This is a genomic window from Mesorhizobium sp. WSM4887, from assembly GCF_029625865.1.
Taxonomy (GTDB): domain Bacteria; phylum Pseudomonadota; class Alphaproteobacteria; order Rhizobiales; family Rhizobiaceae; genus Mesorhizobium.
On the sequence record NZ_JARTVP010000002.1, the window covers coordinates 232,320 to 254,286 of the forward strand.

Sequence of the window (21,967 nt, forward strand, 5' to 3'; positions counted from 1 at the left end):
CGCGTCCCTTCTCCCCGTCACTATACGGGGAGAAGGTGCCAGTAGGCGGATGAGGGGCAGCGCCGACGAATTGGGAGGAAAAAAATGCCCGAACAGATCATCTCAGCCGACCTCGTCGCCAACCACAACTCAGCTCGCCAACCCGCCCTCGAGCGTGACTACGCCTCCCTCGGCGAGCGCCTCGACCGGCGCGGCATCGCTATCGATGCGATCCGCGACACGGTCGAAAAATTCGGCGTCGCGATCCCGTCCTGGGGCGTCGGCACCGGCGGCACGCGTTTTGCCCGTTTTCCCGGCGCCGGGGAGCCGCGCGACATCTTCGACAAGATCGAGGATTGCGCCGTCATCAGCCAGCTGACGCAAGCGACGCCTACCGTCTCGCTGCATATCCCGTGGGACAAGGCCGATCCGAACCGGCTGAAGCAGGCGGCGGCGCGTTTCGGGCTCGGGTTCGATGCGATGAACTCCAACACGTTTTCCGACGCGAAGGACCAGAAGCTCTCCTACAAATTCGGCTCGCTGTCGCACGCCGATGCCGGCACGCGCCGCCAGGCGGTCGAGCACAATCTCGAATGCATCGAGATCGGCAGGACGCTTGGGTCGAAGGCGCTGACGGTTTGGATCGGCGACGGCTCGAACTTCCCCGGCCAGGTCAGTTTCGCCAAGGCCTTCGAGCGCTATCTCGACGCCATGCGGCAAATCTACGCCGGCCTGCCGGACGACTGGCGGCTGTTTACCGAGCACAAGATGTACGAGCCGGCCTTCTATTCGACCGTCGTGCAGGACTGGGGCACGAACTACATCATCGCCAAGGAGCTCGGCGACAAGGCCTTCTGCCTCGTCGACCTCGGCCACCACGCGCCCAACGTCAACATCGAGATGATCGTGTCGCGGCTGATTCAATTCGGCAAGCTCGGCGGCTTCCACTTCAACGATTCCAAATATGGCGACGACGATCTCGACGCCGGTTCGATCGATCCTTACCGGCTGTTTTTGGTCTTCAACGAGCTGGTCGATGCAGAGCTTTCGGGTGCCAAGGGCTTCCATCCCGCGCATATGCTCGACCAGAGCCATAACGTCACCGATCCGATCGAAAGCCTGATGCTGTCCGCGGTCGAGGTGCAGCGCGCCTATGCGCAGGCGCTGCTGGTCGACCGCAAGGCGCTGGACGGTTTTCAGGAAGCGAACGACGCGCTGATGGCGACGCAGACGCTGAAGACCGCCTACCGCACCGATGTCGAGCCGATCCTCGCCATGGCGCGGCTGAGAACCGGCGGCGCCATTGATCCAGTCGCCGCCTATCGCGAGGCCGGCTACCGGGCGAAGGTCGCGGCGGAGCGGCCGGGCGTCGCCGGCGGTGGCGGCGGGATTGTCTGACACCCTCATCCGGCCGCTTCGCGGCCGCCTTTCTCCCAAGGCAGAAGAGGTTGGCGTCGGCGCTGACGAGCTCCTTCCCCAGCGGGAAGAGGTCGGACTGCCCCGAATTGCCCTTCGCAATTCGGCGGGCAGGTGAGGGGCTCTGCCCAATGCTACTCCAATTGTTATTGGACTAACGCGCTCCAACGGTCTTTCCTGGGTGTCCCCCCGCCTTGGAGACCCACCATGCATCTCACCCGCCGGACGCTGATCGCCGTCAGCTTTGCGCTCACTGTTGCCTTCACACCATCGACCGCCGTTTTAGCGGCTGCGCCGGCTCCCGCCAAGGGCGAGCACGGCATGGTTGTGACCGCCCAGCATCTCGCCACCGAAGTCGGCGTCGACGTGCTGAAGAAGGGTGGCAACGCCGTCGATGCGGCGGTCGCCGTCGGCTATGCGCTGGCCGTCGTCTATCCGAATGCTGGCAATATCGGTGGCGGCGGTTTCATGACCATCCGCTTGAAGGACGGCCATTCGACCTTCATCGATTTTCGCGAGCGCGCGCCGCTGGCGGCGACCAAGACGATGTATCTCGACAAGGACGGCAAGCCGATCAAAGGTGCCAGCCTCGACGGCTATCTCGCCGTCGGCGTGCCTGGTTCGGTGGCCGGCTTCGAGATGGCACGCGAGAAATACGGGACCTTGTCCAGACAGGACCTGATGGCCCCGGCGATCGCCTATGCCAAGGACGGCTTCGTGCTCAACCAGGGCGACGCGGCCTCCTTCGCCGGCAGCGCCGACCGGCTGGCCAAGGATCCGGCAGCGGCCGCTATTTTTCTGAAAAAAGACGGCAAGCCCTATGGTATCGGCGAGAAGCTAGTTCAGCCGGACCTTGCGGCCTCGCTCTCGGCGATCTCCGAGAAAGGGTCCGATGCCTTCTACAAGGGGCCGATTGCCGACGCGATCGTCAAGGCGAGCGGCGCCAAGGGCGGCATCCTCGCCAAAGGCGATTTCGAGCAATACGCGGTGCGCGAGCTGAAGCCGGTGACCTGTTCCTATCGCGGCTACGAGATCATCTCCTCGCCGCCGCCGAGTTCGGGCGGCGTCATCATCTGCGAAATCCTCAATGTGCTCGAAGGATATCCGCTGTCCTATCTCGGAGCCGGCTCGGCCGAGACCGTCCACGTCATGGTCGAGGCCATGCGTCATGCCTATGTCGACCGCAATTCGGCGCTCGGCGATCCGGATTTCGTCGACAATCCGGTCTCGAAACTGCTCGACAAGGGCTATGCCAAGGACATCCGCGACAAGATCGATCCGTTCCGCGCCGGTGTCTCGAAGGACTTGATGCCCAAGGGCTTCGGCGAGTCGAAGGAAACCACCCATTATTCTATCATCGACAGGGACGGCAACGCGGTAGCCGTCACCTATACGCTCAATGGTTCCTTTGGCGCCGGCGTCGTCGCCGACGGCACCGGGATCCTGCTCAACAACGAAATGGACGATTTCACCCAGAAGCCCGGCGTGCCCAACCTCTACGGACTGGTCCAAGGCGAGGCCAACGCGATCCAGCCGAAGAAGACGCCGCTGTCCTCGATGAGCCCGACCGTCGTTGTGAAGGACGGCAAGCCGTTCATGGTCATCGGCAGCCCGGGTGGCTCGCGCATCATCACCATCACGCTGGAGGCAATCGTCAACGTCATCGACCACGGCATGAACATTCAGGAGGCGATCGACGCTCCGCGCATCCACCATCAATGGCTGCCCGACACCGTCTATGTCGAGCCTTTCGGGCTTTCTCCCGACACCGAAAGGCTGCTTGCCGGCATGGGCTATCATCTCGATCTCAGCGACCAGACCTGGGGCCAGGCGGCCGGCATCCTGGTCGGCGGCAAGAGCCTGGCGGAGATCGAGAAAGGCGGCGGCGCCCGCTACAACGGAGCCATCGACAGCCGCGCCGCTTCCGGCGACGCGCTGGGCTACTGACTACACGACAAGGGTGATGGTTGAGGCAATCAGCAGCACCGCGGCAATGCCGACGAACAGCGCATAAATGCGCGGCCGGTCAATCAGCAGCGCGTTGCCCGAAATCCAGGCCGAAGTGGCGCCGCCCAACGCAAACAGGAAGCCGTTGCGGTGGCCGAAGGTCATCGACGCAGCCATCAGGCCGCCGATGATCAGCGCGCCGAACACGATGATGACGGCAACGGCATATTTCTCGAAATCATTGCCGCTGCCCATCGCCGGTCCCATGGCGTTGAGATTCGGCAGATCGTCGGGATCAAAGGGGCTGGCCGAGCCGTATTCGTCTTGACCGAGGGATTCGCGCATCATTCGTTCTCCGCTGAGCGGCAACAAACCATCAACGCTTGCCAAGTGCAACCGGCAAGGCCACCGCCATCATGCGTTCGCCAACCGGCTGGTGCCAACGTGCCACGGTTTTCTGGATAGCCTCAACGCCGGGGGCTTCGATCGGGTTCCACAAGCTTGATCTCTCTGGAAAAATCGCTGCGCACGATGCCGTGCCGCTGCAGCTTGTCGTAGAAGGTCTTGCGCGGAATGCCGAGCGCCTCGATCGTACGCCGGACATCGCCGCCATTGCGGCCAAGTGTCTCGCGGATGATCTCGGCCTCGTAGCGCTCCAGCCGTTCCGGCAAGGGCATCGAGACGTCCAAATCTGTCGGCTGAGCGGCGGGGCTGCTGCCGATCTCTTCCAGACCGAGCACGAAGCGCTCGGCAAAATGGGCGAGCTCGCGGACATTGCCGGGCCAGTCGTGTTCGCGCAGATGGCGCTGGACGGCGGCCGGCGCCGCGGGCACCTGGCGATGAAAGCGGGCAGCGGCGCGCTCGGCGAAATACCCGAACAGCAACGGCACGTCGTCCCGGCGCTCGCGCAATGGCGGGATCGAAAGCGTCACCACATTCAGCCGATAATAGAGGTCTTCGCGGAAATTGCCGCGCTGGCCGGGATCGCCGAGATCGATCTTGGCGGCGGCAACGACGCGCAGGTCGACCGGCCGGATTTCGTTGGTGCCGAGTGGCGTCACCTCGCGCATTTCGAGCACGCGCAGCATCTGCACCTGAGTGGAGGGCGGCATGCTTTCGATCTCGTCGAGGAACAGCGTGCCGCCGCTCGAATGCTCGATGCGGCCGACGCGCTTCTTCTGCGCGCCGGTGAAGGCACCGGCCTCATGGCCAAACAATTCGCTTTCGATCACTGTCTCCGGCAACGTGCCGCAATTGAGCGCGACGAAATTGCCCTTGGCGCGGCGGCTCCAGCGATGCAGCAGGCTCGCCACCACCTCCTTGCCCGAGCCTGTCTCGCCGGTCACCAGCACATCGACATCGGTGTCGGCGATCTGTCTCAGCGTGCGGCGCAGCCGCTCCATAGCCGGTGTCTGGCCGATCAGCGGAAGGCCTTCCTGCGCCTGCTCGGCCGCTTCGCGCAAGGCGCGGTTCTCCATTACAAGACGGCGCTTTTCCGCGGCGCGCCATACACTTTGCGCCAGCCGGTCGGCCGCGAAGGGCTTGGTGATGAAGTCATAGGCGCCGTCCTTGATCGCCTTTACCGCCATGGCGATATCGCCGTGCCCGGTGACGAGGATCACGGGGATATCCGGGTCAAGGTCGACCACGAGGTCGAAAAGCTGCAGGCCGTCCATTTCGGGCATGCGGATGTCTGACACCAAGACGCCGGCAAAGCCGGCATCGAGGCCGGCGAGTGCCTCGCTTGCCGAGGAAAAGGCAGACACGGCAAAACCGGCGAGTTCGAGCGTTTGCTTCGTCGCCTTGAGCAGGTCGCTATCGTCATCGATCAGGATGACCGGATTGCCGTCTGTCATCTCGGGTCAGCCTTCGAGAGATGGATGGTGAAGCGGGTGCCGCTCCCGCTGCTTGTCACCTCGATACGCCCGCCATAGTCGGCGACGATGTCCTTCGAGATGACGAGCCCGAGCCCCAGGCCCTTTTCCTTCGAGGTGTTGAAAGGCGTGAACAGCGATTTCAGGATCGCCGGCGGAATGCCCGGTCCGTTATCGGACACGATCAGCGCGACGCCGTCGGCGGTTTCCTCGGCGGACACTTCGACCCGAGCACCGTCACGACCATCGAGCGCTTCCAGCGCGTTCTGGAACAGGTTGATCAGCACCTGCTCCAGCCGCAGCCGGTTGCCCACCACTTTCAGCGTCGCCGGTGGCAGCGTGATCGCCAGCGCGTCCAGCCGGCCGGCAAAGCGGCTCCTGAGCAGCACCACGGCGCCTTCGATGACGCTGCGCAACTCGACCGGCTCGGCGGCGGTGCGACCCTTGCGGGCGAAAGCTTTCAGCTCTTCGGTGATGGAGCCGATGCGTTCGGTCAGCGCGGCGATGGCGCCGAGATTTTCCTCCGCCGGCGCCGTCTGCTTGCGTTCCAGGAAAACGCGCGCATTGTCGGCATAGGCGCGGATGGTCGCCACCGGCTGGTTGATCTCATGCGCGACGCCCGCGGCAACCTGGCCGAGCGTCGCCAGGCGGTTGGCCTGCACCAGCTCCTGCTGCATGACCTGCAGCTTGGCTTCGGTGCTGCGGTGGTCGGCGATCTCGGCCTGCAGCCGGTCGCGCGCGAGGCTGAGGTCCTGCGTGCGCTCGACGACGCGCCGTTCGAGTTCGGCGCGCGCCGCCTGCTCGGCAGCGATCCGCATCTGCGCGGACTGCCGGCGCCACAACAGATAAGCGGCCAAAGCGAGCAGCGGGACAAGGACGCCGAGGGCCAACAAACGCAATTCGCGCTGCGCCGCCGCGATCGGCGCTTCCGCCGGCACGAGATAGTCGAGGCGCCATGGCGTCGACGGCACGGCGGTGGATAGCCGCAGATACTCCGCGTCGCTGCCGCCGGGCGTGATGGCGTGCACCAGTGCGACATCGGGGCTCAGCGGTTGCGGCCTCGTGATGGGCAACGGCACCAGCGGAGCCTCGCCGAACTGCTGGCTGGCGCGGATGTCGGCCGCGACTGGAGCGGCCAGCGGCGCCGTCGTCATGAAGCGCCAGGAGGGCACGCTGGTGATCAGCACCACCCCATGCTCGTCGCTGACATAGGCCGGGCGGTTCGCCTCGTGCCAGTCGGCTTCGAGCTGGTCGAACTCCATCTTGACCACGACGACGCCGAGCGGGGCCGCCGCACTCCCGACACGGCGCGAGATGTAGAGGCCCGGGCGCTTGCTGACATTGCCGAGCGCGAAATACTCGGCCGTGCGGGATTGCATGGCGCCCGAGAAATAGGCGCGAAAACCGTAGTCATTGCCGACAAAGCTAACCGGCTCGCGCCAGTTGCTGGAAGCGATGGCCAGCCCGTCCGGGCCGGTGACGTAAAGCACCGAGGCCTTGGTGCCCGAAACCAGCCCTTCGAGCTTGCGGTTCAGCACGTCGATCGAGGCGGGGCTGCGCTCAGCGAGCGCGTCATGCACCTGCTGGTCTTCGGACAGAAGCAGCGGCAGCGCGCGCGGGTTTTCGAGCACCGCACGCAGCAGCGCCACCTTGAGATTGGCGTCGGTCCGCCCTTGCGCCGACAGCGCCTCGATCTCGGTCGAGCGTCCGTAGAGGCCGGCGCCATAGAGCGCTGCAAAGACGATGAGAAGCGCCACCGTCGCAAACAGCAGCCAGGCGCGCCGCGCCCGCCCGGCGAGCAGTTCGGGCGTCGAAGCGAGGGCAGCGGCGGGGCGTTGCAGCATCGCCCATTTGTGCATGATTTCGCACAAAGCACAATTCGAGCTATGCGGATCGCCGCACTGCGCTGTCGAATGGCAAAGCGCGTTGCGTCAGAAAACCAAACAAAATCAATGCTCGACGCCTTAAAGCGCAATCTGGCACGGCCGTTGCAAATGCATCCGCAGCAGCCGCGAGGCTGTGAAGGTCAACTGCCCCGGGAGGTCGAGCTTCTCGATCGGGGCCGAACGGAGGACATCATGCAGACGGCAATCGTTGCCGCGGAACCGCGCGGCAAAGTTCCCTTTTATCGGCATCTTTACGTGCAGGTCCTGGCGGCGATCGCCGCCGGCATCCTGCTCGGCCATTTCTATCCCGACATCGGCGCCTCGTTGAAGCCGCTCGGCGATGCCTTCATCAAGCTGGTCAAGATGGTGATCGCGCCAGTGATCTTCCTCACCGTCGCGACCGGCATCGCCGGCGTCTCCGACCTGCACAAGGTCGGCCGGGTCGCCGGCAAGGCGATGATCTATTTCCTCGTCTTCTCGACACTGGCGCTCATCGTTGGCCTGATCGTGTCAAATGTCGTCCAGCCCGGCGCCGGCATGCACATCAATCCGGCGACGCTCGACGCCTCGAAGGTCTCGACCTTCACCGAGAAGGCCCATGATACGACGATCGTCGGCTTCCTGCTGAACATCATCCCCGACACCATAACCGGCGCCTTCGCCCAGGGCGACATCCTGCAGGTGTTGTTCTTCTCGGTGCTGTTCGGCGTCGCTCTCGCTTTGGTCGGCGAGCGCGCTCGCCCGGTGGTCGACTTCCTGCAGGCGCTGACGGCGCCGATCTTCCGCCTCGTCGCCATCCTGATGAAGGCTGCGCCCATCGGCGCCTTCGGCGCCATGGCCTTCACCGTCGGCAAATATGGCATCGGCGCGATCGCCAATCTCGCCTTCCTGATCGGCACCTTTTACCTGACGTCGTTGCTCTTCGTGCTGATCGTGCTGGGCGCGGTGGCATGGTACAACGGCTTCTCCATCCTCGCGCTGATCCGCTACATCAAGGAAGAGCTGCTCCTGGTGCTCGGCACCTCATCGTCGGAGGCAGCACTTCCCGGCCTGATGGCCAAGATGGAGCGCGCCGGCTGCAATCGCTCGGTGGTCGGTCTTGTCATCCCGACCGGCTATTCTTTCAACCTCGACGGCACCAACATCTACATGACGCTGGCAGCGCTGTTCATCGCCCAGGCGACCGATACGCCGCTCACCTTCGGCGACCAGATCCTGCTGCTGCTCGTTGCCATGCTGAGCTCCAAGGGTGCCGCCGGTATCACCGGCGCCGGCTTCATCACCTTGGCGGCCACGCTTTCGGTCGTGCCTTCGGTGCCGGTTGCCGGCATGGCGCTGATCCTCGGCGTCGACCGCTTCATGTCGGAGTGCCGCGCGCTGACCAACTTCGTCGGCAACGCCGTCGCGACCATCGTCGTGGCGCGCTGGGAAGGCGAGCTCGACCAGAAGCAGTTCGCCGCCGCCATGGCCGGCCAGATGCCGGAGGAGGCAGACCTCGCGCTCTCAGGCGGCCTGCAGCCGGCCTGAGCGACCGAAGCAATTCCGGGAAAATTGCCTCGGTGACTTCACCGTAGCCTTCGATCCGGAGTTGCACAGACAAAGAGCGTCCACCCAAGCCGAAACAGGCCGTGCTCCGCCGCGGCCTGTTCTTTTTGTCGGACGCCGCATAGGGTGGCGCGGGCCGGCATTCTTGCCGGTGCATCCAAGCGTGAGGGCCGGCGGATGAGCAGCGCGTTTCCCGAGATCTACCTTGTCCGCCATGGCGAGACGGAATGGAGCGCATCGGGAAAGCATACCGGCCGCACCGACATTCCGTTGACCGCGAAAGGCGAACAGGCCGCACGCGGCGTCGCCGACCGCCTCAAGGAGCAGACCTTCCAGGCGGTCTGGTCGAGCCCATCGCAGCGCGCCTTCGACACCTGCCGGCTGGCCGGCTTCGGCGAGCGCGCGCTCAAGAAGGCCGACCTGCAGGAATGGGATTATGGCGCCTATGAAGGCGTGACGACGAAGGAAATCCTTGCCGGACGTCCCGGCTGGCAGTTGTTTCGCGACGGCTGTCCGGGCGGCGAGACGGCAGCCGATGTCGGCGCAAGGGCCGATGCGATCGTGGCCGAAATCCGGACGGCGGCCGGCAATGTGCTCATCTTCTCGAGCTCGCATTTCCTGCGCGTGCTTGCGGCGCGCTGGATCAGCCTGCCGCCGGAAGGCGGCGAACATTTCGTCCTCGATACCGCGAGCCTCAGCATCCTCGGCTACGAGCACGACCTGACCGAACCGGTCATCCGCCGCTGGAACCAAAAGTAGTTCCGGCCCCTGTTAAGCGGCAAGCATCGCCAGCTCCACGGCCGTTAAATGCCGCGCCTTGCCCTTCGCGAGATCACCCAACTGCAGCCTCCCGATCGCCACCCGCACCAGCCTGAGCACCTCGATGTCGAAGGCGCCGAGCATGCGGCGGATCTGGCGGTTGCGGCCTTCGTCGAGCACGATCTCCAGCCAGGCCGTGCGCCCCCCGCTGCGCAAGAGCGCGATCGAGCTCGCCGTCAGCAATTCCCCGTCGACGACAGCGCCTTGGCGGAACCGCTCGAGCATCTTCTCGTCGGGCGCGGAAGCAATCTGCACATGATAGGTCTTGGCGACATGCGAGGCAGGATCGAGCAAGCCGTTCGCCCAGCGCGTGTCGTTGGTCATCAACAGCAGACCTTCGCTCGCTTTGTCGAGACGGCCGACCGGCGACACGAAGGGCAGGTCAAGATCAGCAAGGCAGTCATAGACCGTGCCGCGCCCGTCGGGGTCGTCGCGCGTGGTGACCAGCCCGCGCGGCTTGTTGAGCATCAGATACACTTTTCGTTCCGCGGCGACCTGTGCGCCATCGACTGCGATGCGGTCGCGATCCGGATCGACGCGCAGCGACGGATCGCGCGCCACCTTGCCGGCAACGCGCACGCGTCCTTCGGCGATCATCAGTTCGGCCTGCTTGCGCGAGCAGAATCCTAGCTTCGACAGCGCTCGGTTGAGGCTGACTTTTCCAGCGATCGGTCGTCGCGGGAATTCGGGAAGCTGTCGTAGGGGCTTGCGTGTCATCGGCCGACAGATGCCATGCCGGGCAACGCCGGCGCAACCTGGCCGCCGTGCTTGCACTTCTCGCATTGCCTTTCGCTCGCAGATCGGCCGCACCTTGATCCCGCGCCAGATCCCGGCCGGCCTGGTCGCCACGCTCGCTGGCGGTCCCGTGCTGATGTGGCTGCTCCGGTGACGAGAAGCGGTGCAGCCAGCGTTTCGGGTGGTGACGAGTACCTGACTTTGCTGAACCGGCAGCGTCGTCGACCGCAATCAAATCACGGTTCCGGCGGAGCGCTCAACCGCCGGTAAGGGACGCCGTCGAAGGTTGCCGTCACGAAGCTCTTCACCGACATCTTGCGCTTATGGCCGTCGCTGCAGGCATAGACCGGCCAGCCGGCCTCGCTGCATTCGCTGGCCGCGCAGAGGCGGGCAAGGCAGTCGCCGACAGTCAGCCGGAAGCCGCCCTTGCCGGCGAAGCCCTGCAGCAGGCTGCCATCGGCCGAGCGCCATGTCCGCTGGCGAAATTCCGGCCGTAGGGCCAAAGGTTCGAGAGGGGCGGCGAGATTGGCGGTGCCGGTACGCGCCATGAGCTGAAGACGGTACCGGGCCATCCCGGTCGTATATGCGGTTACGAGGTCGGACTCACCCGAATACGCGGACGCCAGATCGGAGCGGTCGAAGAGAGGAGCCGCTCGCTCGCCTGCTTCTGTTGGCCTCGCAAGGGCAACAAGGGCGACAAGGGCCAAACAAGCTCGCACCATTTTGATTTCCAGCAGCCATGCATCTCCGGCCTGCCAGCGCCCCCGGCTGCCTTCCACACCATCCCGCCAATTGCTGCGCGGTGCAAGCCGCTGCGCCAATAACCCGTGTCACCCATTGGGCGCCGGCGGCAGTTCGAACAGGGTGGCGCCATTCTCCTGTCCCCGCTCGACATAGCCGATGAGCCGAAACCATTTTGCGACGTCCGGTCCATCGAGCCAGCTGCGCGAGTGCACGGGCAGGTTGCCGGCGAGCGCCTGGATGTGGCGGATGTGACGCCTGCAGAAGCGAACGGTTGCCGCTCTGAAGAAGTCCTCCTGCGCGGCAAACAGCGTGTCGGCCGCGTCGCCATGCTCATGCCAGGCGATAAAGGCGACGGCCTGCGCGCCCTTGACCAGCGCATGGGCCCGGCCTTCCTTCAGGTTCATCATCAGATTGTCGTAGGCGGCCTTGCTGTCCTTGCCGGCCGCCAGGTACTCGTCCGACATACGCTTGGACAGGCCGTGGAAAACATCCTCGAGATCTCCGACCGTCGCTGCGCGTGCTCTCATTTCTCCTCCTGACAGCCCGACGGGAGTTTGCCCCATGTGAGGAGGATCACCAAGCAAATGAAATCCGCCATGCGCCTGACGCGCGCAAATGCATTTCACTTGGCTTAGATGGCCGATACCGCGCTCGTGCAACGCGCAGCCTCGATTGCCCAATGGACACAGGTGTCCATTCAAGCTAAGTTCGCCCCGCGCGAAGGTGGACGACTTTGTCGAACCGCGGCAGAACGGGATGGGTTATGGACTTTCGAGGACGGGGCGAGTTGATTGCGCCGGTTCGGTACTGCGCCGCCGATATGGCGTCTCAAGGTTTCTTGGCCCGTTGCACTATCGCTCACGTGATGCGGGCCTGAGCGCATGACAAGGCACTATTCAGCGCTTTCGCTATTCAAGGAAGGCGTCGCCGGCCAGACGGGCTGGGAGAAGGCCTGGCGCTCGCCGGAGCCCAAACCGCGTTACGACGCCGTCATCGTCGGCGGTGGCGGCCACGGCCTCGCCACGGCTTACTATCTCGCAAAGAACCACGGCGTCACCAATGTGGCGGTGCTCGAGAAAGGCTGGATCGGCGGCGGCAACACCGGCCGCAACACAACCGTCGTCCGCTCAAATTACTTCTACCCTGAAAGCGCGGCGATCTACGGATTGGCGCATAGTCTCTACAAGAGGCTATCGAAGGATCTGAACTACAATGTGATGTTTTCCGCGCGCGGCATTCTCACCCTCGCGCATAGCGAAGCGGGAATGGAAACCGCTGCCCGGTCCGTCAACGCCATCCAGGTCAACGGCATCGATTGCGAATTGTTCTCGGTCGAGGACGTCCGCCGGGTGGTGCCGATCTACAATTTCGGCCCGGATGCCCGCTACCCCGTCTATGGCGGCACCTGGCAGCCGAGCGGCGGCACGGCCCGTCATGACGCTGTCGCCTGGGGCTATGCGCGCGCCGCCAGCCGTCTCGGCGTCGACATCATTCAGAACTGCGAGATCAGCGACTTTATCATTGAGAACGGGCGCTGCCGTGGGGTCGTCACGTCGCGCGGCGCAATCCGGGCCGAGCGTACGGGGATGGCGGTGGCCGGCCACTCCTCGGTGCTGGCGGCGAAGGCGGGATTCCGGCTGCCGGTCAATTCCTATGCACTGCAGGCCTGCGTGTCCGAGCCGGTCAAGCCGATCATCGACACGGTGGTGATCTCGCCGGATACGGGCGTCTATGTCAGCCAATCGGACAAGGGCGAACTGGTGATCGGCGGCGCGCTCGACCGCATCCCGTCCTATGGCCAGCGCGGCAACTTGCCGGTGCTGGAAGGCGTGATCGCAGGCATGCTCGAAATGTTCCCGATCTTCGGCCAGCTGAAGATGATGCGGCAATGGGCAGGCATCGTCGACGTCGTCCCCGATTCCTCGCCCATCATCGGCGAATCGCCACTGCCCGGGCTTTTCCTCAATTGCGGCTGGGGCACGGGCGGCTTCAAGGCGATTCCCGCCGGCGGCACGCTGCTTGCCCATTTGCTTGCCACCGGCAGGCACCACGACATCAGCCGGCCTTTCGATCTCGACCGCTTCGCCCGCGGCCGGCTGATCGACGAGGCTGCCGGCTCCGGCATTGCCCATTGAAGGTGTAGAAAAGATGCAGCTCTTTCCCTGTCCGTTCTGCGGGCCGCGCGAAGAAAGCGAGTTTCACTATGGCGGCGAGGCCGGCAATTTGCGGCCCGACGGCGGGGACGTGACGGCCGAGCGCTGGGCCGGCTATCTCCATATGCGCAACAACCCGAAGGGGCCGACTCGCGAGATCTGGATGCACCTGACCTGCGGCGAGTGCTTTGCGATGAGCCGCGACCGCGTCAATCACAAGGTGTCGGGTTCCTCCGTGCTCGGCGACGCGGAGCATGGCGCATGAGCGCTTCGCGTCTTGCCAATGGCGGCTGCGACATCGATCGGGCCCGCCCGCTGAGCTTCACTTTCGACGGCACGCGCGTCGACGGCTTTGCCGGCGACACGATCGCGTCTGCCTTGCTGGCGAGCGGCCGGGCGATCGTCGGCCGCAGCTTCAAATATCATCGGCCGCGTGGCATCTGGGGATCCGGCGTGGAGGAGCCCAACGCGCTGGTCGATGTCGAAAGCGCCGGCGGCCGCGCGCCGAATGCGCGGGCAACGACCGTGCCGGCGCGGGACGGCCTCACGGTCAAGAGCGTCAACGCGTCGCCGACGGCGCTGGCCGACCGCAACGCGGTGCTGGACCGCCTTGCCCGTTTCCTGCCCGCCGCATTCTACTACAAGACCTTCATGTGGCCGGACTGGCACCTGTTCGAGCCGCGCATCCGCGCCATGGCCGGGCTCGGCGTCGTCGACCGCAATTGGAAGCCGCGTCACGTCTCGGACCAGATCAACCACCATTGCGACGTCCTGGTGGTCGGCGCCGGACCGGCCGGCCTCGCCGCGGCTGCCGGCGCGGCGGCAGCCGGGCACTCGGTCGTCCTGGTCGACGACCGGACGCATCCCGGCGGGTCGCTGCGCCACCGTGCAGGCGAAATCGACGGTGTCAAGGGTGCGGCATGGATCGATGCGACGGTGGCCCGGCTGAAGAGCAGTGGGCATCTCGTGCTCAGCGATACGACCGCCTTCGGCCTCTATGATCACAATCTGGTCGCGCTCAACCAGATTCACCGCGACGGCCGACCCGACACGCTGTGGCGCGTGCGCCCGCGCCGCATCGTGCTGGCGACGGGCGCGATCGAGCGGCCGGTCCCGTTCGCCAACAACGACCTTCCGGGCATACTCTCCGCTGACGCGGCGTTGAGCTACCTGCGCAGGCATGGCATCCTTGTCGGCCGGCAGATCGTGGTCGCAACCAACAATGACAGCGCCTACGAGCCGGCCTCGGCGCTGGCTGCGGCCGGCGCTTCGGTGACGGTGGTTGATTGCCGGCGTGAGGGTGGCGTGCAGGCCAAGGCCGGTATTCGGGTCCTCGCCGGACGCGCCATTGCAGCGGCGCGCGGCCGCAACGCCGTTCAGGGTGTTCTGCTCGACGACGGTACCGCCCTTGCGGCCGATTGCCTGCTCGTCTCGGGCGGCTGGACACCCACCGTGCATCTGTTCTCGCAGGCAAAAGGCAAGCTCGCCTGGAGCGATCAACTATCGGCTTTCATTCCCGCAGAAGCGATCGAAGGGATCGGCGTAGCCGGCGCCGTCGCCGGCACGGTCTCGCTTTCCGAGACCTTGGCCAGCGGCCTGGCGGCCCTCGGCGGGTTCGGCTCGGCGCCGCCGGCACCTCGCAGCACTGGCGAGGAAAGAACGCTTGGCGTCGTCAGCCTGTGGCCGAAGCCCAAAGCCAAGGGCCGCGTCTGGATCGACTACCAGAGCGACGTCACCGCCAAGGACGTCGAACTGGCGGCGCGGGAGAATTTTGTTTCCGTCGAGCACCTGAAGCGCTATACGACGCTTGGCATGGCGACCGACCAGGGCAAGACGTCGAACCTGAACGGTCTAGCGCTGCTGGCCGCGGTTACCGGCCGCGCCATCTCGGATGTCGGCACCACCACCTACCGGCCGCCTTTCACGCCTGTGCCGTTCGCCAGCCTGGCGGGAGCGCGTCGGGGCAGCATGCACGCCCCGGTCCGTCGCCTGCCGCTAGAGGCAAACCATCGCGCAGCAGGCGGAGTGTTCCAGGAATATGGCGGCTGGCTGAGGCCGGCCTATTACGGAAGCGGCGAAGCCGGAGCCACGATCCAGGAGGAAGCGCGGCGCGCCCGGCAGTCCGTTGCGCTCTTCGACGGCTCGACGCTCGGCAAGATCGAGGTGATCGGTCCACGCGCGGCCGAATTCGTCGACTTCATCTATTACAACACCATGTCGACCCTCAAACCCGGCCATTGCCGCTACGGTTTCATGCTGTCGGAAAATGGCGTCGTCTTCGATGACGGTGTGCTGGTTCGTCTCGACGAGCACCGCTTCATCGTCTCCTGCTCGTCGTCGCATGTCGCCGCTGTCCACGCGCGTCTCGAAGAATGGCGGCAGGATCGTTTCGGCCGCGATGCGGTCTATATCCACAACGCCACCGCGCAATACGCCACCTTGACGATTTCGGGTCCGAAAGCGCGCGGCCTGATAGAGGCGCTCGATCTGGGTGCTGCGCTGGACGATGCCAGCCTGCCGCACATGGCGGTTACCGCCGGCCGCTTTGCCGGCGACGAGGTGCGCATTGCCCGGGTCTCCTTCACCGGCGACCGAAGCTACGAGATCTCCATCCGCGCCGACCGGGCCGAGGCGCTCTGGGCAAGAATGCAGCAGGAAGGCCGCGCGTTCGACGCCGTGCTGCTCGGGCTTGAATCCCTGATGATCCTGCGCGCCGAGAAGGGCTTCATCGTCATCGGCAAGGACACCGACGGCAACGTCATGCCGCACGACCTCGGCGTCGCGGGACCGCGGACCAAGCGTACAGGTGAGTTCGTCGGCCGGCGCTCGCTTTGCACCGACGCGGCGAGCCGAACCGATCGCAATCAGCTTGTCGGCCTGGCTGTCGCCGAAGGCGAGGCGCCGCTGGCGACCGGCGCGCATGGTGTGGAGAAAAGCGGCGGCCGGCTCCGGAGCATCGGCTTCGTCACCTCCAGCTATCAAAGCCCGACCCTGGGCCGCCCCGTCGCCCTGGCGCTCATCGAACGGGGTGCCGCACGGCATGGCCAAACGATCGACGTTCAGCACCTCGGCGTCCTGCGCCAGGCCACCATCGTCGCGCCCTGCGCCTTCGATCCGGAAGGGAGCCGCCTGCATGCGTAACCTTGCCGAAAAATGGCCCGCAGCGCCCGACTGGACCACCGCGGTCCTGAACACGGACGGGATCAGCGTGCGCACATTGGACGGGCTGAAGCAGCTTCTGGTCAGCGGCGACCTGACGGCTTGGGCGCAGGCTTCGGGTCTCGCGGGGGAAGGTGTCGGTGCCGGCGCGGTTGCCAAGGGCGACAAATACATGGTGCGCATCGCGCGCGATCGCATTCTCGCCGTAAGCGAACGGCCATTGCCCGTCGCGGCCGGCTGGCACGCGGCCGGTTTCGCGGTCACGGTCATGGATGCCGGGCTGCATGTATTCGAGATGAAAGGGCCGGGATTGGCCGGTCTGGTCGCCAGGGGCACGGCGCTCGATCCGAGGCAGGCAAGTCCCTCGGCTTCGATCCTTTTTGCCGGCGCCGGCGTTCTCTTCTACCGGTTCGGCAACCCCGATCGGGCGCGGGTGCACGTCGACCGGGGCCTTGCCCCGTATCTTTGGGAGTGGCTCGAACAGGTGCAAGTATTCTAGCGGGGGCGGTTTCAGGTCTATCTAGCCGGCATTCAAACCTGGCCAGCCCGAGATGCTTTCGGATTCCAGTGCAGAGGCAGTCGTGCGACGGTCCGGTCTGATCGGCAATACCAAGGTGACGCGCGAGGACTGGATGAAGCTCGCGCTGGAGACGCTGATCTCCGAAGGCGTGGAGGCGGTGCGCGTCCTCGCGCTCGGGCAGAAGCTGAACGTCTCCCGTTCCAGTTTCTACTGGTATTTCAAGAGCCGTCAGGACCTGCTCGATCAGCTTCTCGACTATTGGCGCAACAACAACACCCGTTTCATCCTCGAGCAGGCCGGCCGGCCCGCCGCGTCGATAACTGAGGCCGTGCTCAATGTCTTCGAGTGCTGGCTGGATGAGAGGCTGTTCAATCCGCGCTTGGATTTCGCGGTGCGTGCCTGGTCGCGCCACTCCGCCAAGGTCCATCGTATCGTGAACGAGGAAGACGATGCGCGGGTCGATGCCATCCGGGCGATGTTTTTGCGGCACGGTTACGCAGACACCGAAGCCTTCGTGCGGGCGCGCGTGCTGTACTTCACGCAGATCGGTTATTACTCGCTCGAGATCGTCGAGCCGGTGAGCAACCGTCTGTCTCTGACGCCGGCCTACCTGTTCACGCACACCGGCAAGCAACCTCGTCAAGGCGAGGTGGAGGCCTTCGCCGAAAAGGTACGGGTGCGAACCGGCAGTTGACCACGGCCGACTGCTCAGCGGTCCGCAGCGCCGTCACCTTCGTTTGTCAAACACCTCAGCGCTGCGAGATCGGAAATCGTCTTCCTGATGACCGCTTCCACTTTCGACCGTTCCTCGCCGCCGATCGGCAGGCGCGGCTTTCGAACGTGTTCCGGAGCGCTGTACACCAGATGCTCGGCGAATTTGATGTACTGCACCAGCTTGACGTCCGTATCGAGATGAAATGCCGGCGTCATCAGCCGGTAGAGCGGAAGCGCTGCCGCATAATCGCCGCCGCGGGCGGCGTTGAACAGCGATACGCACTCGGCCGGCCATGCATTGGTCATGCCCGACACCCAGCCGACAACACCGAGCGTCAGGCTTTCAAGGATAAGATCGTCGACGCCGCAAAAGATGTCGAAACGGTCGCCGAAGGCGTTGAACAGGTCGGTTACCCTGCGGATATCGCCGGTCTCTTCCTTGATGGCGACGATGCCGGAAACATCGACCAGCGCCTTCAGCGTCTCGACGTCGACGTCGACCCTGTAGGCGAGCGGATTGTTGTAGATCATCACCGGCAGGTCGCTGGCCTCGGCCACGGTCTTATACCATGCCACGGTCTCATGGCGGTCGGTGCGATAGGCGAGACTGGGGAAGGTCATCAGCCCCTCGGCTCCGAGCTTCTGGTAGTTGCGAGCCGCCGCGGCCGCGTCGTCGGTGGACAATTCCGCAAGACCGGAGAGCAGCGGCACCCGTCCCGCCACGACTTCCCTGGCTGCTGCAACCACGGCATCGCGCTCGGCCTGTGTCAGCGTGGCATTCTCGCCAAGCATGGGCAGGACGATTACGCCCGACACGCCGTTCTGAACAAGCCGCTCGATGCTGGCTTGCGTGGCTTTCAGGTCGACTGCGCCGGAAGCCTGCATCTTGGTCGTCACTGCTGGAAACACGCCGCTCCAGGTCATGGAATGCTCCTTGGTTGGGGTGTGGCCGGCGGAGGCGTCATAGAAGGGACGCATGCCGTATCGCCGGTCGGCACCAGCTTCCCATTTCTAGCGCCACATGTTGACCTGCCAAGCCGCAAATGCGTCTTCGCCATAGCCCAGCGGTTTGTCGCGAAAAAACCGCCGCCGACCGTCAGCGGCCTATTGCAGCGGATGCCGATGCGATCGGCGCCAGCAGCAGCATGCCAAGAGCCGGGCGCATAAGACGGCTGCTTCGGGTAACGGCGCCTAACCGGTCGCCAAGGCGCGCGCCGCTCTGATCAGGCCGTCACGTAAATGCTCCCGGCCTCGACGGTGACTGGGAACGTCCGCGCGCGAACGGACGGGTTGACCAGGGCCGCACCCGTCTGGATGTCGAACTCCCACCCATGCCAGGCGCAGCGAACGATTTCGTTCTCGCGGTGGTAGATGAATTCGGGTCCCTCGACGGGAGCGGTCGTTCCGCATTGCGGCCCTTCGCAAAGCGGAGCGCCTCGGTGAGGACAAACATTCAGCAGCGCATGGAAACTATCGCCGATCCGGAACACGCCGATCGACAGGCTGCGCACCTTGGCGATGAATGGCGTCCCGACCTGAATCTCGTCGGCGCGACAAATATACGTCTTCTCGGCCATTTGGGTCCTCGTCACGCTGCCGCGGCGGCTTGCGGGCGGGGGATCCGCTTGTAGACGTCCAGCGCATTCTGGCCGAGCACCTTGCCGCGCCATTCCGGCGGGATGTGCAGCGTGTTGACGTCATCGTAATCCCAATGCGGGTAGTCGGACGCAAACAGCAGCGTGTTCTCCCCGTCCATCGCCTCCAGGATCGCCCAGAGGTGTTTGACGTTCGACGGTTGCTCCAATGGTTGCGTGGAGAAGCGTATGTTGCGTCGACAATATTCCGACGGCAGCATCTTCAGCCATGGCGTCTCCTTGCGCAGGGCTTTGTAGTCGGCGTCAAGTCGCCAGAGCACCGACGGCACCCAGGCGATGCCGCACTCGATGACGACAAAGTAAAGATCCGGCCATTTTTCGAACACACCATGCGCGATCATGCTCGCGACATGCGACATGGCCGACATGTGCAGGATCGCATGGGTCTCCCAGAAGAAAGTCGTGGGCGCGGGCGCGACGGCATTCCAGTTGATGCCGCCATGCCCGCCAAGATGTATGGCGAACGGCAAGCCGACCTCGGCACAGGCCTCGAAGATCGGGTGATAGAACGGATCGCCATACGGCCGCACCGAGCCTTGGGAGGCCAGAACTTGCGCCATCCGGGGATGCGCGCCGAGCCGCCGGATCTCCGCCGCCGCAAGGCGTGGGTCCTGCGGCGCGATGACGATGGAGCCCATCAAGCGGCTGTCTTTCGGCAGCCATTCATTGATCTGATAGTTGTTATAGGCGCTTACCAGCGCGCTGGCGTAATAGGGATTTGCCAGCGTCGAAGCCTCGATCGGCTCGTCGCCAGTCAGGATTGCCACTCCGATATTGTATTTATCGAGGTGCTTCTCCTTCATGATCAGGTAATTGTCCGCCTCGACCTTCGGCCGCACGTCCTTCCGGGAGAAATCCTGCGGATGAAACCAGGGGCGATGGCCGTGCGGAAAGGCGCCGACGGGGCCGGTCTTCTCGCCTTCGATGAACATGTCTTTCCAGACGCCGGACAGGTAGGGCTCCAGCACCGTCGCGCTGGACCAGTAATTGTGGCAATCGCAATCGACTATGAACACTTGTCCCTCTTGATGATGCGGGCGCCGCTGAACGCCTCTGGATTCCTGCATCGAACTTCCGCCTTGTCAGTGTTTGGATCAAGCGTATGATCGGGCCGATACAATCGTAAAAATCGATTGGCTGGCCCATGCAGCTGGAACAGGTCGAGACCTTTCTGGACATCATCGAATCGCGGAACTTCAACCGGTCGGCGGAGCGCCTCGGACTGACGCAATCGACGGTCAGCACCCGTATCAAAAATCTAGAAACCGCCGTTGGATCCGAGCTCTTCCACCGCGGCCGCGCCGGTGCCGAGCCGACGGCGGCAGGGCGGCGGTTTGAGGCCTATGCGCGGTCGATGCTGTCGACCTGGTCCCAGGCGCGTCACGATGTGCGCGCCTTCAACAGGTTCGAGGGCAGCCTACGGGTCGCTGCCCAGGTCGGGATGACCCGCTCGATCCTGCCTGGTTGGCTGGAAATGCTGCTGCAAGTCTTGCCCTCCTCGATCCACGTCGAATCCGATTATTCGCCGCAGATGATATCGGATCTAAGCCTGGGAAACCTCGATATTGCCGTTGTTTATGCTCCGCGCTACCTGCCCGAGATCACATATGACCAGCTCATGGTCGAGGAATATGTGATGGTCTCGACCACGGCGCGCAGGCTTTGCGATGTAAGCCCCGACAGTTACATCCGGCCGGGTTACACGGTGGTGCTCGAGAAGGCTCATGCCGAGGCGCTGCCAAACCTGACTGCGTGCCGGCTTTCGATGGGCTCCGAGACGCTTGCGGACAATATGCTGCGGCGGGCCGGCGGCACATGCTACATGCGCGCCGACGATGCGCGACGCTTCGCCGCCGAGCGCCCCTCCCACATCGTGGAAGAAGCTCCAACTCTGCATCAGCCCGTCTACACGGCGGTCCTCGCCCGACGCCGACATGAGCCAATCATTAAGAAGGGCGTCCGCGCGCTTCACCTTGCCGTCATGTCGCTGGAGAGTTGATCGATACAATCGATCGTAAACGGCTGAAGCGCCTCCTGTATCGAATGCAGGCCTGCTGGCAAGTGCTGATCGCATGGCGGCACACCGCCTAAGCGATCTTTATCGCCCTGCAGATTTCTTCGACCAGCATTGCGGCCGAGACCCAGCCGGGGTCCGCATGGAGCGAGCGCTCGCCGAGACGCGCGGCGCGACCGACGGTTGCGATCATGTCGCGCGTCGCTTCCGCGCCCCGGCGGGCAGCGGCGGCTATGGCATCGGCGTTGCGGCCATTGACTGCCGCGTCGGCGGCCGGCCCCCAGGCGTCGAGCATTGTCCTCTGGCCGGGTTCCGCCTTGCCACGCTGGGCGATGCCGTCGCGCATCGCAGCAATGATGGTACGCAACTCGCCGGTCGGCATCGATGCGCGCGGACCCGCGCCCTTGCCGGCGCGCAAAAGCGCGGTTGCGTAGAGCGGTCCGGAGGAGGCGCCGACTGCGTTGAGAAAGCCTTGGGCGGCGGCATTGAATATATCCTGCAGCGTGCCTTCGGCGGCTTGCGCCGCTTCGGCCGCGGCTTTCATGCCTTGTTCCATGGCGACGCCGTGGTCGGCGTCCCCGATCACTCCGTCGAGCTCGCAGAGCCTGTCGCGTTCCGTCGCCATCCGCTCGGAGAAAGTGGCTTTCAAATCCCCGGTCGTGAAGTCCATCTCGCTCAGCTCCGGAACATGGCGCAGTCGCACTATGGTCGATCATGCGTTGCAATTCGTCATCGAGATGCATGACGGTGATCGAGGCGCCGGCCATGTCGCGGTTGTGACGACGCGGCACTGGATGGCGGCGAGCC

Annotated in this window: 20 protein-coding genes; 10 read left to right on the forward strand and 10 right to left on the reverse strand. The window is 64.6% G+C overall.

Going from position 1 to position 21,967, the window contains the following annotated elements:
* The first annotated feature begins 84 nt into the window (after nucleotides 1-84).
* Nucleotides 85-1,377: an L-rhamnose catabolism isomerase gene (rhaI, locus tag P9230_RS09335; RefSeq protein ID WP_127324957.1), complete on the forward strand. Its 1,293-nt coding sequence runs from the start codon at nucleotides 85-87 to the stop codon at nucleotides 1,375-1,377.
* Nucleotides 1,378-1,602: 225 nt separating this feature from the next.
* Entirely contained in the window at nucleotides 1,603-3,342 is a 1,740-nt protein-coding gene (gene ggt, locus P9230_RS09340) for a gamma-glutamyltransferase (RefSeq protein ID WP_278118580.1), read from the forward strand.
* Here ggt and P9230_RS09345 read toward each other — a convergent pair whose 3' ends face one another.
* From P9230_RS09345 to P9230_RS09355, 3 genes are all read right to left on the reverse strand, one after another.
* Nucleotides 3,343-3,597 carry a hypothetical protein gene (locus tag P9230_RS09345; RefSeq protein WP_170950361.1) on the reverse strand — a complete coding sequence of 85 codons (255 nt, stop codon included), beginning with the start codon at nucleotides 3,595-3,597 and terminating at the stop codon, nucleotides 3,343-3,345. It lies immediately after the preceding gene.
* A 212-nt stretch (nucleotides 3,598-3,809) separates the two neighbouring features.
* Nucleotides 3,810-5,198, reverse strand: a complete 1,389-nt coding sequence (locus tag P9230_RS09350) for a sigma-54 dependent transcriptional regulator (protein ID WP_067322825.1) — start codon at nucleotides 5,196-5,198, stop codon at nucleotides 3,810-3,812.
* Nucleotides 5,195-7,060, reverse strand: a complete 1,866-nt coding sequence (locus P9230_RS09355; RefSeq protein WP_278118583.1) for an ATP-binding protein — start codon at nucleotides 7,058-7,060, stop codon at nucleotides 5,195-5,197. Before P9230_RS09355 ends, P9230_RS09350 begins: the two co-directional genes overlap by 4 nt.
* Before the next feature lie 234 nt (nucleotides 7,061-7,294).
* Here P9230_RS09355 and P9230_RS09360 point away from each other — a divergent pair, with 234 nt between their 5' ends.
* Complete coding sequence (locus P9230_RS09360; protein WP_095799494.1) at nucleotides 7,295-8,629, forward strand: dicarboxylate/amino acid:cation symporter; 1,335 nt, start codon at nucleotides 7,295-7,297, stop codon at nucleotides 8,627-8,629.
* Between the two features lie 195 nt (nucleotides 8,630-8,824).
* Nucleotides 8,825-9,406: a histidine phosphatase family protein gene (locus P9230_RS09365; RefSeq protein WP_127213807.1), complete on the forward strand. Its 582-nt coding sequence runs from the start codon at nucleotides 8,825-8,827 to the stop codon at nucleotides 9,404-9,406.
* Between the two features lie 12 nt (nucleotides 9,407-9,418).
* Here P9230_RS09365 and P9230_RS09370 read toward each other — a convergent pair whose 3' ends face one another.
* The 3 genes from P9230_RS09370 to P9230_RS09380 all read right to left on the reverse strand — a co-directional run bounded on the left by P9230_RS09370 (nucleotide 9,419) and on the right by P9230_RS09380 (nucleotide 11,472).
* A complete protein-coding gene (locus P9230_RS09370; protein ID WP_095799402.1) occupies nucleotides 9,419-10,183 on the reverse strand; it encodes a pseudouridine synthase in 765 nt (254 codons plus the stop codon).
* A 254-nt stretch (nucleotides 10,184-10,437) separates the two neighbouring features.
* Complete coding sequence (locus P9230_RS09375; RefSeq protein ID WP_278118586.1) at nucleotides 10,438-11,022, reverse strand: hypothetical protein; 585 nt, start codon at nucleotides 11,020-11,022, stop codon at nucleotides 10,438-10,440.
* A 9-nt stretch (nucleotides 11,023-11,031) separates the two neighbouring features.
* Nucleotides 11,032-11,472: a hypothetical protein gene (locus tag P9230_RS09380; RefSeq protein WP_278118588.1), complete on the reverse strand. Its 441-nt coding sequence runs from the start codon at nucleotides 11,470-11,472 to the stop codon at nucleotides 11,032-11,034.
* A 354-nt stretch (nucleotides 11,473-11,826) separates the two neighbouring features.
* On the opposite strand from P9230_RS09380, the gene P9230_RS09385 reads away from it, so the two are divergent.
* The 5 genes from P9230_RS09385 to P9230_RS09405 are packed head-to-tail and all read left to right on the forward strand — an operon-like array spanning nucleotide 11,827 to nucleotide 17,471.
* Nucleotides 11,827-13,080 carry a sarcosine oxidase subunit beta family protein gene (locus tag P9230_RS09385; protein ID WP_127213806.1) on the forward strand — a complete coding sequence of 418 codons (1,254 nt, stop codon included), beginning with the start codon at nucleotides 11,827-11,829 and terminating at the stop codon, nucleotides 13,078-13,080.
* Between the two features lie 13 nt (nucleotides 13,081-13,093).
* On the forward strand, nucleotides 13,094-13,363 hold the full coding sequence (locus P9230_RS09390) for a sarcosine oxidase subunit delta (RefSeq protein WP_278118591.1): 270 nt from the start codon (nucleotides 13,094-13,096) through the stop codon (nucleotides 13,361-13,363).
* Nucleotides 13,360-16,239, forward strand: coding sequence for a sarcosine oxidase subunit alpha family protein (locus P9230_RS09395; protein WP_278118593.1), 2,880 nt, complete (start codon nucleotides 13,360-13,362; stop codon nucleotides 16,237-16,239). The genes P9230_RS09390 and P9230_RS09395 overlap by 4 nt, the downstream gene beginning before the upstream one ends.
* Nucleotides 16,232-16,756, forward strand: coding sequence for a hypothetical protein (locus tag P9230_RS09400; RefSeq protein ID WP_278118595.1), 525 nt, complete (start codon nucleotides 16,232-16,234; stop codon nucleotides 16,754-16,756). The genes P9230_RS09395 and P9230_RS09400 overlap by 8 nt, the downstream gene beginning before the upstream one ends.
* A 52-nt stretch (nucleotides 16,757-16,808) precedes the next feature.
* Complete coding sequence (locus P9230_RS09405) at nucleotides 16,809-17,471, forward strand: TetR/AcrR family transcriptional regulator (RefSeq protein ID WP_278086315.1); 663 nt, start codon at nucleotides 16,809-16,811, stop codon at nucleotides 17,469-17,471.
* Nucleotides 17,472-17,485: 14 nt separating this feature from the next.
* Here P9230_RS09405 and P9230_RS09410 read toward each other — a convergent pair whose 3' ends face one another.
* The 3 genes from P9230_RS09410 to P9230_RS09420 all read right to left on the reverse strand — a co-directional run bounded on the left by P9230_RS09410 (nucleotide 17,486) and on the right by P9230_RS09420 (nucleotide 20,162).
* Nucleotides 17,486-18,415, reverse strand: a complete 930-nt coding sequence (locus P9230_RS09410) for a dihydrodipicolinate synthase family protein (protein WP_278086936.1) — start codon at nucleotides 18,413-18,415, stop codon at nucleotides 17,486-17,488.
* Between the two features lie 299 nt (nucleotides 18,416-18,714).
* Nucleotides 18,715-19,068 carry a Rieske (2Fe-2S) protein gene (locus tag P9230_RS09415; RefSeq protein ID WP_066994002.1) on the reverse strand — a complete coding sequence of 118 codons (354 nt, stop codon included), beginning with the start codon at nucleotides 19,066-19,068 and terminating at the stop codon, nucleotides 18,715-18,717.
* An 11-nt stretch (nucleotides 19,069-19,079) separates the two neighbouring features.
* Nucleotides 19,080-20,162, reverse strand: a complete 1,083-nt coding sequence (locus P9230_RS09420) for an amidohydrolase family protein (RefSeq protein ID WP_278118596.1) — start codon at nucleotides 20,160-20,162, stop codon at nucleotides 19,080-19,082.
* A gap of 128 nt (nucleotides 20,163-20,290) precedes the next feature.
* On the opposite strand from P9230_RS09420, the gene P9230_RS09425 reads away from it, so the two are divergent.
* Complete coding sequence (locus P9230_RS09425) at nucleotides 20,291-21,145, forward strand: LysR family transcriptional regulator (protein ID WP_278118599.1); 855 nt, start codon at nucleotides 20,291-20,293, stop codon at nucleotides 21,143-21,145.
* Nucleotides 21,146-21,233: 88 nt separating this feature from the next.
* On the opposite strand, the gene dhaL is transcribed toward P9230_RS09425, so the two are convergent.
* Complete coding sequence (gene dhaL, locus P9230_RS09430) at nucleotides 21,234-21,830, reverse strand: dihydroxyacetone kinase subunit DhaL (RefSeq protein ID WP_278118601.1); 597 nt, start codon at nucleotides 21,828-21,830, stop codon at nucleotides 21,234-21,236.
* Nucleotides 21,831-21,967 lie beyond the last annotated feature (137 nt).